Source organism: Hyphomonas oceanitis, from assembly GCF_036964545.1.
GTDB classification, from domain to species: domain Bacteria; phylum Pseudomonadota; class Alphaproteobacteria; order Caulobacterales; family Hyphomonadaceae; genus Hyphomonas; species Hyphomonas oceanitis.
The window spans coordinates 224,684-236,837 of record NZ_JBALTL010000004.1; the positions used below are offsets into that span (position 1 = coordinate 224,684).

A 12,154-nucleotide genomic window follows, 5' to 3' on the forward strand; every position below is an offset into this window, starting at 1 on the left:
GGCCCATGCTCGACTATACTGCTATGATCCTGGCAATCGGACCGGAGCTTTGGCTTGCGGCAGCTGGCCTTGTGGGCGTCCTGCTGGGCGCCTTGCTCAAGGACCGGTTCAACAGCCTGTCATTCAAATACGGCGCGCTGGCCCTGTTCGGCGCTGCGGCAATCACGCTCATCTTCTATGAGGGCGGTGAGGCGTTCGGCGGCCTCGTGAGAACGAACACGTTCGTGAACTTCGCAAAATTCGTCAGCTTCTCTGTTGGCGGCTTCGCGCTGATCATGTCCGAGGGCTTCCTCAAGCGTCATGACACGATCCGTTACGAATACGTCCTGCTGACGATCTTCGCGTCGCTCGGTATGGGCATCATCCTGTCCGCTTCAGACCTCATGACCCTCTATATGGGCATCGAGACGCTGAGCCTCTCGTCCTATGTGCTGGCCGCGTTCCACCGCGACTCTGCGCGCTCTTCCGAAGCGGGCCTCAAGTATTTCGTACTGGGCGCACTGGCATCCGGCATGCTGCTCTACGGCGCTTCGCTTGTGTACGGCTTTGCAGGCACGACGAGCTATGCCGGCATCTTCACGGCTGACACATCCATTGGGCTCCTCTTCGGCATGGTCATGATGATTGTTGGCCTGGCCTTCAAAGTGTCTGCAGCGCCTATGCACGTCTGGACGCCCGACGTTTACGAAGGCGCCCCCACGCCAGTTGGCGCTTTCTTCGCGACCGCGCCCAAAATGGCCTCCATGGTCGTCTTCGCGAATGTCATGTTCACGGCCTTCGGCAACATTCTCGACCAGTGGCAGATGGTCATTTCGATCATCGCCGGCATGTCGATGCTTGTCGGTTCGTTCGGCGCGCTGACGCAGACCAACATCAAGCGCCTTCTTGGCTACTCCTCGATTGCCAACATGGGCTACGCACTTGTGGCCGTTGCTGCAGGACGTGAGACCGGAGCAGGGGCCCTGCTGATCTTCATGACCCTCTACGTGATTTCATCGCTCGGTCTATTTGCCGGCGTGTTGGCGATGCGACGCCGCGGTGGCATGGTTGAGAGCATTGACGAGCTTGGCGGCCTGATGAGCTCGCGCCCATGGTTGGCGATCGCCCTGTCTATCCTGATCTTCTCGATCGCCGGCCTTCCGCCTTTCGGTGGTTTTTTCGGGAAATGGGAAGTCTTCAATGCGGGCATTCAGGCAGGTCTTATGCCGCTCGCGATCATTCTGGTGGTCGCGTCGGTTGTGTCGCTTGGATACTATCTCCGCGTCGTCAAGATCATGTGGTTTGATGAACCGAAAGAGCGCTTCGAGCCGATTGACGGTTCGGTGACGCTCACTGTTCTGGTCTCGGCCTTTGTGGCGGGCATCGTGTTCCTGATCTTCATCAACGCGCTAGCCGAGTGGGCCAATACGGCCGCGTTGGGACTGCCCTCTTGAAGTTTGACTGGCCCGTCCATCATCTCGGCACGATAGACAGCACCAATACCGAGGCAAAACGCCGTGCCGCGACAGGTGGATTCGCCGACTGCTGGCTTGTTGCCGAAACCCAGACAGCTGGTCGCGGACGGCTTCAGCGGAACTGGCTGTCACCGCCGGGAAACCTTTTCACGACAGTGCTCTACCGCGAACCAGGCGGCCTGGCTGTCGCCTCCCGTACACCGTTTGCCGCAGCGCTGGCCGTCAGTGATATGGCGCTGCAGTTCGCGCCTGATGCCGCTGTTCAGGTCAAATGGCCAAATGACGTACGTATCCATGGCGCGAAACTGTCCGGCATCCTGATCGAAACCGGCATGTCAGGCCCTGATACATGGGTGGCCGCTGGCATGGGTATCAATGTCACACATGCGCCAGAGGGCGCAGGCCAAAGCGCAACTTCAATTGCAGCTTTGCGCGGAGACACGGTCATTACCGCGGCCATGGTGTTTGATGCACTGAGAGACGCCTTTTCAGCACGCCTCGTCGAGGCTCGCTCGGGCTTCTCAACGCTGCGAAAAAGCTGGCTGGAACGTGCGGAGGGTCTCGGTGGGACTATACGTGTAAACGCCTCGGCAGAGCCTGTTGAAGGCATTTTCGAGGACATGGACGAAACGGGTGCCCTTATACTCAGATTGCCCGATGGCACGCGGCAGACCATAAGGGCTGGAGACGTTGACCTGATAGGGAGAGTATAAGCGCGATGCTGCTTGCGATTGACGTAGGTAACACGAACACGGTTTTCGGCGTGCACGATGGCGACAAATGGGTCGTCCAGTGGCGCAGCGCCACTGATGCCCGCAAGACGGCCGACGACCATGCGGCATGGCTCTGGCGCCTGGCGGACATGCACGGCATGGATCTTGGCAAGATCAATGGCTGCGTGATTTCGACCGTTGTGCCGCAAGCGGTGTTCAACTTCCGCAACCTTGCACGCCGTTATCTGAATGTAGAGCCAATGTTCATTGGTGATCCAGCGCTCAAATCGGGCGTCGAAATCCGTATTCACCGCCCCGAGCAAGTCGGTGCCGACAGGATTGTCAGCGCGCTCGGTGCGCATGTCACCTATCCGGGCAACCTGATCGTCATCGATAGCGGTACGGCGACGACGTTTGATATCGTTGCAGAGGATGGCGGTTTTGAGGGCGGCATTATCTCCCCTGGTATCAACCTTTCTGTCAGCGCCCTGCACGATGCCGCAGCGCAATTGCCGCGCATCGCCATTCAGCGCCCTGCGCGGGTAATTGGCCAGGATACGATCAGTGCGATGCAGTCCGGTGTGTTCTGGGGTTATATCGACCTGATTGACGGGCTGGTGCGACGCATCAAGGCCGAGTATGGAAAGCCCTTGCAGGTGGTTGCGACCGGCGGCGTTGCCTCGCTTTTTGAAGGCGCCAGCGAAACGATTGACCACTACGACCCGGATATTCTCATCACGGGCCTCCTCGAAATCTATAAACGTAATAAATAGGACCTTATGGCCGATTCAGCACAAATCAGCGACGAACTCGTTTTCCTCCCACTAGGGGGATGCGAGGAAATCGGCATGAACCTGAACGCCTACGGCTATGGGCCGGCCCATGCGCGCCGCTGGATCCTTGTCGATGTGGGCGTCACGTTCGGATCGCTGGATACGCCGGGGATCGACCTCATCTGCGCCGATCCTGACTATCTCATCGGCGAGCAGATCGACGCGATCTTCCTGACCCATGCCCATGAAGACCATATCGGCGCTGTCGGCCTGCTTTATCCGCGCCTGCAGACCAAGGCGCCTATCTATGCGACGCCGTTCACAACGGAACTCGTGCGCTCCAAGATGCTGGAGCGCGGTGTCGATCCGCGTTGGCTGAAGCCGGTTGCGCTGGGCGGCACGGTCGTTGCCGGGCCGTTCTCGGTCACTTACGTGACCCTGACCCACTCCATCCCTGAACCCAACGCGCTGGCCATCGAGACCCCGGCAGGCATGATCCTGCACACCGGCGACTGGAAGATCGATCCCGATCCACAGATTGGCGGGCCGACGGACATCAAGGGCCTTACGGCGCTCGGTGATCGCGGCGTGCTGGCCATGGTCTGTGATTCCACGAACGTGTTCGAGGAAGGCGAGTCCGGCTCTGAAGAGACCGTGAAGCAGGGCCTGATCGAACTCATCGCCGAACAGAAGCAGGCCGTTGCCGTCACGACCTTTGCGTCCAACGTGGCGCGCGTGAAATCCATCATCGAGGCGGCTGAACTGGCCGGTCGCAGCGTCTGCCTCGTCGGGCGCAGCATGCACCGCATCACTGATGCCGCAAAAGCCGTCGGCATCCTGCCGCGCAATATGGAATTCGTGAACGAGGCGGACGCCAGTTCCATTCCGGCCGAGAACATTCTCTATCTCTGTACTGGTAGCCAGGGCGAGGCACGCGCCGCACTCGCTCGTATCGCCCGCAAGGACCACCGCAACGTGTCGCTTCATGAGGGCGACTGCGTGATCTTCTCGTGCCGCATCATTCCCGGTAATGAGCGCGAAATCTTCCAGCTCCAGAACTCGCTCGCCGACCAGGGCGTGCGGATCATCACGCCGCGCATGGTGAAGGATCCGATCCACGTCTCCGGCCACCCGTGCCGCGGCGAGCTGCAGCGCATGTACCAGTGGGTACGGCCCGAGATTGCCGTGCCTGTCCATGGCGAGCGCCGCCACATCGTGGAACACGCCGCATACGCCAAGTCGCTGCAGGTGCCGCAGTCAATTGCCCCGCGCAATGGCAGTCTTGTGCGCCTCGCGCCGGGAAAGGCCGAGATCATTGATCTTGTCCCTGCCGGGCGCCTTTATCTCGATGGCAAGTTCCTCGTGCCGGAAGGCGCGCAGGGCATAAACGAGCGCCGCAAACTTGCGGAGAATGGTTTCGTACTTGCCAGCGTCGTCATCGATGAAGCCGGTGACGTGATTGACGGCCCGGTCGTGGTCGTTCGCGGCTTCTCTGAAGCTGACGGGCGCCTTGCTGACGAAAGCCTCGATGAGCTGGATGAGGCAGCGGAAAATGCTGTCCAGAAAATGAAGCGCAAGACCCGGCTTGAAGATGATCTGGTTGAACGCGAGATCGGCCGCGCGTTGCGCAAGGCCTGCGATTCCACGTTCGGCCGACGCCCGATGATAGATGTGACCGTATTGAGGAGTTGAACACGATGAGCGAATTCAAACTGGGCCCGCTGAACCACGTTGGCGTTGCCGTTCCGGACCTTGAGGAAGCCTGCGAAACCTATCGCACCCTGTATGGCGCAACCGATATCACCACACCTTTCGACATGCCGGAGCAGGGCGTCAAAGTCTGCTTCGTCAACCTGCCCAACGCGCAGATCGAACTGATTGAGCCGCTGAACGCCGAATCGCCTATCGCCAATTTCATCACGAAAAACCCCAAGGGTGGACAACACCATGTCTGCTTTGAGGTGGATGATATCAACCAGGCCGTGGACGAGATGAACAAACGCGGCGCGACAGTGCTCGGCAAGCCGCGCATCGGCGCACATGGCACCATGATCATCTTCGTGCACCCGAAGAACTCGAACGGCGTTCTGATCGAGCTGATGGAAACGCCGAAAGGCCACCACTAATGACCATAGCGAGCGGCGTTGTCGTCTTCGTGTTGTGTTGGTGGATCTGCTTCTTCGCAGTCCTGCCGATTGGCGTTCGCGGTCAGTTCGAGGATGGCGCGCACACACCGGGCACCGAAGAAGGCGCGCCTGTCCGCCCCATGATCTGGAAGAAAGCGCTGTGGGCCAGTATCGGCGCAGCAGTTCTGACAGCCATTGCCGCCGTCGTTGTGCCGCTGCTCCTTGCGGAGTAGGGGCGGCTGCGGCTAGTTGAGCGCCAAGTCCATCGATAACGGGGAATTCATGCGCCTTTCCAAGTATTTTCTGCCGGTCAGCAAAGAGGCCCCGGCAGATGCGGCCATCGCATCGCACAAGCTGATGCTGCGTACCGGCATGGTTCGCCAGAACGGCGCCGGTATCTACACGTGGCTGCCGATGGGTCTGAAGGTTCTGACGCGGATCGAGCAGATCGTGCGCGAGGAGATGAACCGCGCGGGCGCCGTTGAAATGCTGATGCCGACGCTGCAGCAAGCCGATCTATGGCGCGAATCCGGACGCTATGACGACTATGGCAAGGAAATGCTGCGCATCACCGACCGGCACGACCGCGAGATGCTCTTCGGCCCGACCAATGAAGAGCTGATCACGGACGTGTTCCGGGCCTATGTGAAAAGCTACAAGCAGCTGCCGCTGAACCTTTATCACCAGCAGTGGAAGTTCCGCGATGAGGTCCGTCCGCGCTTCGGCGTCATGCGCGGCCGTGAATTCCTTATGAAGGATGCCTATTCCTTCGACCTGACGGAGGAAGACGCGCGCGTATCTTACCGCAAAATGTTCTGTGCTTATCTCAATGCCTTTGACCGCATGGGCCTCACGGCCATTCCGATGCGTGCCGATACCGGCCCCATCGGCGGCGACATGAGCCACGAATTCATCATCCTGGCCGATACGGGCGAAAGCGCCGTGTTCTGCGACAAGGCCCTGTTGGACCTGCCGCCGCCCGGACTGGACCTGGATTTCGACAGCGACCTGAACGCCGAAGTCGAAAAGCGCACGCAGTATTATGCCGCGACCGAAGAGATGCACGATGAGGCAGCCTTCGCGGCCATCCCGGCTGAAAGCCGGGTGTCTGCACGCGGCATCGAAGTTGGCCATATTTTCAACTTCGGTACCAAGTATTCGCTGCCCATGAACGCGGTTGTGCAAACGGCAGACGGCCAGATGGTGCCCGTGCAGATGGGCAGCTACGGCATTGGCGTATCCCGCCTTGTCGGCGGCATCATTGAGGCCTGCCATGACGAGAACGGCATCGTGTGGCCGGAATCGGTGGCCCCTTGGCATGTCGGCCTGATCAATATGCGCGTTGGCGATGCAGCCTGTGACGCCGCCTGCGACGACGCCTATAAGGCGCTGACGGACGCAGGCATGGACGTGCTCTATGACGACACGGACGAGCGCGCGGGCGGCAAGTTCGCCCGGATGGAACTGATCGGACTGCCATGGCAGATCGTTATCGGGCCGCGCGGCATCGAGAACGGGGTTGTCGAGGTCAAGCACCGCAAGACGGGCGAGAAGACCGAGATGCCCTTTGCGGAAGCGATCAAGAAAGTGGCGCCAAAATGAGCGAGCTGGGTCATCGCGCCGCGCCGTTCGGCATGCTGGAACGCACGCTGGCCTGGCGCTACCTGCGCGCCAAGCGGGAACATGGCGGGGCGTCGCTGATCTCGATCATTTCTTTCGTCGGCATCTTCTTCGCCGTGGCTGCGCTGATCATCACCATGTCCGTCATGAGCGGTTTCCGGGCGACCCTGCTGGATGCGCTGCTCGGTGGCCAACCCCATGTCTATGGCGTGGTCAGCAGCTATACGGAAGACGAGGCCAACGCCCTCGCTGCCAAGATCCGCGAGATCGACGGCATCACGAGCGTGACGCCCTATATAGAGGAATACGTCCTGATCACGGCCAATGGCCGCAAGACGGGCGCTGCAGTCCGGGCGATCCGCAATGAAGACCTGGCGACGATGCCCTTCCTCAAGGACGGTGGCAAAGCCGCCGTCGATGCTGGCTTCGGTGAGGGCCGCAATGGTGGTGACGTCATTATGCTGGGTGCCTTCCTCGCAGCCGGGCGCGAAGGCCTGGGCGTTCGTCCGGGCGACAAGGTTGAGATCATCACCTCGCAGCAAACTGCTGGTCCGATGGGCGGCACACCGCGCAGCAAGTCATACGTCGTCGGCGATATCTTCAAGACAGGCAGCGTCGAACTCGACAGCCTCTATGCCTTCATGCCGATGGAACAGGCGCAGATCCTGTTCCAGTCCAAGGGCCACTATTCCATGCTGGATATTAGGCTGAAGGACCCCGAAAAAACACACGAAGCCATGGCGGCCATCGCCAACGCGACCGGCAATGCGCTCTACACATTCGACTGGAAGAGCCAGCGCGAGAGCTATCTGAACGCATTGCGCGTTGAGCGCACGATGGTGCGCCTCCTGGTCATGGTCATCATGGCGATTGCGACACTTAACATCATCGTTGGCGTGGTGATGCTGGTGAAGAACAAATCCCGTGATATCGCGATCCTGCGCACAATCGGTCTCGGCCGGGGCGGCGTTCTGCGTGTCTTCCTGCTTGTGGGCACAGTGCTGGGCACGGCTGGGGCGCTTCTCGGCGTGCTTGTGGGCGTTCTCGTGGTGCTCAACATCCATTACGTGGAAGCCTTCATCAACCTGTTCGTCCAGGGCGAAGTCTTCGATGCGGAAACCTATGGCCTTGAAGGCCTGCCTGCGATCCTCGACTGGCATGAAGTGATCCGCACTGGTCTCTATGCCCTCTTCATGTCGATGGGCGTCTCGATCATTCCGGCCTGGTGGGCCTCCCGCCAGGATCCGGTCAGCGCCTTGAGGTTCGAATAATGTCCGGTCCCGTCCTCGAACTCATCGGCATCGACCGAACCTACCGGACCGAAGCGGGCGAACTGCCGGTCCTCCGAGGGACCGAGTTACGCCTGAATGCGGGTGAGCTTGTCGGCCTTGTCGGGCCATCAGGGTCAGGTAAATCCACGCTGTTACACACGGCGGGCCTGCTGGAGCGCCCGGAAGGTGGCAAGGTCATGCTCGATGGCATCGACTGCCTCTCACTCGACGATCGGGGCCGCACCGCTGTTCGGCGCAACAAGATCGGCTTCGTCTACCAGTTCCACCATTTGCTTCCGGAATTCAACGCGGCGGACAATATCGCCATGCCGCTGATGATTGCCGGCGTGAAGAAGAAAGCCGCGCGCGAGAAGGCTCAGGCGCTACTGGAAGTCATGGGTCTCGCTGATCGCGGCCATCACCAGCCGGGCCAGATGTCCGGCGGCGAGCAGCAGCGCGTGGCGATCGCCCGCGCACTGGCCAATGACCCGCGCCTCGTGATTGCCGACGAACCGACCGGCAACCTTGACCCTGTCACGACTGAGCGCGTCTTCGCGACCCTCATCAAGATGGTGCGCAATGAAGGCGCGGCGGTTCTGGTGGCAACGCACAATTTCGCGCTGACACAGCATATGGACCGCGTCCTCACCCTACAGGACGGCCAACTGGTCGATTACAAGCCGGAATAAGCTGTGGAACAGCCGTCGCTGACGGGTGGTCTGGTTGCGGCAGCAGCGGCATTGTACACTCTCCGCAGGAGAAATCGCTTTGCCTGAGTCGCCCTTCATCCACCTTGCCGTGCGGTCGAGCTATTCTCTGCTCGAAAGCATGATCACGCCCAAGGGCCTGAAAGGCTGGCTGCTGGAACACGGCATGCCGGCGGTTGCGGTGACGGACCGGAACAACCTCTTCGGCGCACTCGAAATCTCGCTCACCATGTCGGATGCCGGCATCCAGCCCATCATGGCCTGCTGCTTCGACCTGACGGACGGCGCTCATCGCAGCGAACCGAGCCGTATATCGCTCTACGCCCAGGACGAGACCGGCTATCAGCGGCTGATGCTGCTGTCGTCGCGCGCGTATCTCGATGCCGACGACGGTGTGCCGAAACTGCACCGCGACCTGCTGCTGAACGACACGGACGGCCTGATCGTTCTGACCGGTGGCTCCGAAGGAGAAATCGCCCGTCACTTGCTGAAGGGGAGGGTTGCCGATGCCCGCACTGAACTTTCGACGCTTGCGAGCGCCTTTCCCGGCCGCTGCTATGTCGAGATCACACGCCATGGCATGCCGGACGAGGTGGCCGTTGAGCCCGGACTGATCGATCTGGCCTATGAGCTGGACCTGCCACTGGTCGCCACCCACGACGCGCGCTTCATGAAGCCGACCGATGCCACGGCGCACGACGCACTGATGTGCATCGCCAATGGCCAGTATCTTGGTCAGGAAGACCGCAAACGGGTCTCCACGTCGCAATATCTCAAGTCTGCCGCTGAGATGACGGAGCTGTTCGCAGACCTGCCTGAAGCCATTGAGAACACGGCTGAAATCGCGCGGCGCTGCTCGGTCAAATCCGTCACCCGCGCACCGATCCTGCCTTCGTTCAGCAATGAGGGCCGCTCGGAGATCGAGGAGTTGCGCAAGCAGGCAACGGAAGGCCTCGAAGGCCGTCTCGAAGCGGCGAGCAAGCTCTACGCCGAGCGGGAGACCTATTTCAAACGCCTTGATTACGAACTCAGCGTTATCGAACGGATGGGCTTTCCCGGCTACTTCCTGATCGTTTCGGACTTCATCAAATGGGCCAAGGAGCAGGGCATCCCGGTCGGGCCGGGCAGGGGCTCGGGTGCTGGCTCGCTCGTCGCCTGGTCGTTGCTGATCACTGACCTCGACCCGCTTCGCTTTGATCTCCTGTTCGAACGCTTCCTGAACCCAGAACGCGTCTCGATGCCCGACTTCGACATCGACTTCTGCCAGGAGCGGCGCAGCGAAGTGATTCGCTATGTCCGCGACAAGTATGGCGCCGACAGTGTGGCCATGATCATCACGTTTGGTACGCTCCAAGCCAAGGCTGTGGTGCGCGACGTCGGCCGCGTTATGCAGATGCCGTATTTCCAGGTCGACCGGCTCGCCAAGCTGATCCCTTTTAATCCGGCCAAGCCGCCCAAGCTGCAGGAAGCCATCGACGACGAGCCGAAGTTCGATGACGAGATCGAGGCTGACCCGCGCGTCGGCGAGTTGATCAAGATCGCGCTCGCGCTGGAAGGGCTTTACCGGAACGCGGGCACGCACGCCGCAGGTGTGGTGATCGGCGACCGTCCACTGGTCGAGATTGCGCCACTCTACAATGATCCGAGAGCGGACCTGCCGGCCTCGCAGTTCAACATGAAATATGCCGAGATGGCCGGGCTCGTGAAGTTCGACTTCCTCGGCCTGAAAACCCTCACGGTGATCGACCGCGCGCTGAAGCTGATCCGCCGCGATGGCCGCGACGTGGGGCCTGAGTGGGAGAACCTCGACGACAAGGCGACCTATGACCTGATGGCAAGCGGTGACACGCTTGGCGTGTTCCAGCTCGAAGGCGCGGGCATGCGCGACACGCTGCGCAAGGTCCGCCCGAACAATATCGAAGACGTCATTGCCATCATCTCGCTCTACCGCCCTGGCCCGATGGAGAATATCCCGGTCTATGTGCAAGGCAAGGAAAACCCGGAGGGCGTGCGATATGCCCACCCGGACCTGAAACCGGTCCTTGAAGCCACCTATGGTGTTCCGGTCTATCAGGAACAGGTCATGCGGATGGCGCAGGAAATCGCTGGCTACTCGCTTGGTGAAGCGGATCTTCTGCGCCGCGCCATGGGTAAGAAAAAACTTGAAGAGATGATCGCTCAGCGCAAGCGCTTCGTTGAAGGTGCGGCAGCCAGCAAGGACATGGACGAGCCGCTCGCCAACGAGATCTTCGACACGATGGAGAAGTTTGCCGGTTACGGCTTCAACAAATCCCACGCCGCCGCCTATGCACTGATCGGCTACCAGACGGGCTACCTCAAGCGCCATTTCCCGGTCGAGTTCCTCGCTGCCTCCATGAGCCTTGATCTCGGGAATACTGACAAGCTCGCTGCCTTCTTCCAGGAAGCGCGAAGGCTGAAGATTCCAGTTCTGGCGCCGGACGTGAATTCCTCGACCGCGGACTTCGATGTCCGCGACGGCGCTGTGGTCTACGCGCTGGGGGCGCTAAAGGGCGTTGGCCTTGAAGCCATGCGTCATGTGGAAGCCATCCGGAACACAGATGGCAAGTTCGACAGTCTCTATGATTTCGCCGAACGGGTGGACCCGCGTCATATCAACAAGAAGGCCTTCGAATCCCTCTCCAAGTCCGGCGCGCTGGATGGGCTCGACGCAAACCGGGCCAAGGTGCTCGCGGCGGCGCCAATCCTGGCCCAGATGGCCAACAAGTCAGCCGAAGACCGTCAAGGCGGGCAGGGGGGCTTGTTCGGTGAGGCCGAGCCGGCCCTGCGGCCGTCGCTTCCCACGGCCAAGGCCTGGAACGGCCAGCAAAAGCTGGACGAGGAATTCAAATCCATCGGATTCTACTTCTCGGGTCACCCGTTGGACGATGTGCTCGAGGGCATCGACCGGGACCGTGTCACGCTCGCCATCGAGATTGAGGAACGCGCCAGCGACGGCAAGCCGCTCGAACTGATCGGCGTCGTGCGCATGCGTAACGAGAAACCGGCCCGCAATGGCGGCAAGTTCGCCTTCCTCACCTTGTCTGACCCAACGGGCGAAGTGGAGATGATGGTCTTTCCGGAAACGCTGCAGCAAAGCTATGACCTGCTACAGGTGGGCAATGCCGTGGCCATTACGGTCGGCGTGAAGCGCACCGGCGACGAGATCAAGCTGAATGCCGAGCGGATCGTCCAGCTCGAATCAGCGCGCCTGTCCAAATCCATGGGCGCCCTCAAGGTCCGGCTCGCTGTCGGGGCCAAAACCGACGATATCGTGGGTATTATCAGCCATCTGGGACGCCTGCAGGACCATGAACGGGGGGCGATTCTGGTCGAGATGCCGCTTGAGGATGGCCGGATTGTGCTCCTGCGCCTCGCGGATACATATACGATCGGCCTCAAGGCCCAGCGGGCCCTCAAGGATGCCCCCGGTGTCGAGCGCGTCGAACCCATGAAGGCCGCGTGACAAAAG

10 protein-coding genes are annotated in these 12,154 nt (G+C 60.6%); all 10 read left to right on the forward strand.

Translation table 11 applies throughout. From position 1 onward, the window contains the following. The first annotated feature begins 5 nt into the window (after nucleotides 1-5). Entirely contained in the window at nucleotides 6-1,433 is a 1,428-nt protein-coding gene (nuoN, locus tag V7651_RS12705; RefSeq protein ID WP_051624940.1) for an NADH-quinone oxidoreductase subunit NuoN, read from the forward strand. Then, on the forward strand, nucleotides 1,430-2,167 hold the full coding sequence (locus V7651_RS12710; protein WP_335613407.1) for a biotin--[acetyl-CoA-carboxylase] ligase: 738 nt from the start codon (nucleotides 1,430-1,432) through the stop codon (nucleotides 2,165-2,167). The genes nuoN and V7651_RS12710 overlap by 4 nt, the downstream gene beginning before the upstream one ends. Before the next feature lie 5 nt (nucleotides 2,168-2,172). Next, entirely contained in the window at nucleotides 2,173-2,940 is a 768-nt protein-coding gene (locus V7651_RS12715; protein ID WP_335613408.1) for a type III pantothenate kinase, read from the forward strand. A 75-nt stretch (nucleotides 2,941-3,015) separates the two neighbouring features. Next, complete coding sequence (locus tag V7651_RS12720; protein WP_241767044.1) at nucleotides 3,016-4,632, forward strand: ribonuclease J; 1,617 nt, start codon at nucleotides 3,016-3,018, stop codon at nucleotides 4,630-4,632. 5 nt (nucleotides 4,633-4,637) lie between these two features. Next, complete coding sequence (gene mce, locus V7651_RS12725; RefSeq protein WP_035539973.1) at nucleotides 4,638-5,066, forward strand: methylmalonyl-CoA epimerase; 429 nt, start codon at nucleotides 4,638-4,640, stop codon at nucleotides 5,064-5,066. Beyond that, nucleotides 5,066-5,299 (forward strand): DUF1467 family protein, encoded by a 234-nt coding sequence (locus tag V7651_RS12730; protein ID WP_035539975.1) that lies wholly within the window; start codon nucleotides 5,066-5,068, stop codon nucleotides 5,297-5,299. The genes mce and V7651_RS12730 overlap by 1 nt, the downstream gene beginning before the upstream one ends. Nucleotides 5,300-5,348: 49 nt before the next feature. After that, nucleotides 5,349-6,668, forward strand: coding sequence for a proline--tRNA ligase (proS, locus tag V7651_RS12735; RefSeq protein WP_035540025.1), 1,320 nt, complete (start codon nucleotides 5,349-5,351; stop codon nucleotides 6,666-6,668). After that, a complete protein-coding gene (locus tag V7651_RS12740; RefSeq protein ID WP_035539978.1) occupies nucleotides 6,665-7,957 on the forward strand; it encodes an ABC transporter permease in 1,293 nt (430 codons plus the stop codon). The genes proS and V7651_RS12740 overlap by 4 nt, the downstream gene beginning before the upstream one ends. Next, nucleotides 7,957-8,646, forward strand: coding sequence for an ABC transporter ATP-binding protein (locus V7651_RS12745; protein WP_035539980.1), 690 nt, complete (start codon nucleotides 7,957-7,959; stop codon nucleotides 8,644-8,646). Before V7651_RS12740 ends, V7651_RS12745 begins: the two co-directional genes overlap by 1 nt. Nucleotides 8,647-8,725: 79 nt before the next feature. Beyond that, nucleotides 8,726-12,148, forward strand: a complete 3,423-nt coding sequence (dnaE, locus tag V7651_RS12750) for a DNA polymerase III subunit alpha (RefSeq protein ID WP_051624941.1) — start codon at nucleotides 8,726-8,728, stop codon at nucleotides 12,146-12,148. Nucleotides 12,149-12,154 lie beyond the last annotated feature (6 nt).

What these genes read in the sequence shown, in the direction of transcription:
- nuoN (WP_051624940.1), top strand. Translation starts at nt 6, where the DNA reads ATGCTCGACTATACTGCTATGATCCTGGCAATCGGACCGGAGCTTTGG.
- V7651_RS12715 (WP_335613408.1), top strand. Translation starts at nt 2,173, where the DNA reads ATGCTGCTTGCGATTGACGTAGGTAACACGAACACGGTTTTCGGCGTG.
- V7651_RS12720 (WP_241767044.1), top strand. Translation starts at nt 3,016, where the DNA reads ATGAACCTGAACGCCTACGGCTATGGGCCGGCCCATGCGCGCCGCTGG.
- mce (WP_035539973.1), top strand. Translation starts at nt 4,638, where the DNA reads ATGAGCGAATTCAAACTGGGCCCGCTGAACCACGTTGGCGTTGCCGTT.
- V7651_RS12730 (WP_035539975.1), top strand. Translation starts at nt 5,066, where the DNA reads ATGACCATAGCGAGCGGCGTTGTCGTCTTCGTGTTGTGTTGGTGGATC.
- proS (WP_035540025.1), top strand. Translation starts at nt 5,349, where the DNA reads ATGCGCCTTTCCAAGTATTTTCTGCCGGTCAGCAAAGAGGCCCCGGCA.
- V7651_RS12740 (WP_035539978.1), top strand. Translation starts at nt 6,665, where the DNA reads ATGAGCGAGCTGGGTCATCGCGCCGCGCCGTTCGGCATGCTGGAACGC.
- V7651_RS12745 (WP_035539980.1), top strand. Translation starts at nt 7,957, where the DNA reads ATGTCCGGTCCCGTCCTCGAACTCATCGGCATCGACCGAACCTACCGG.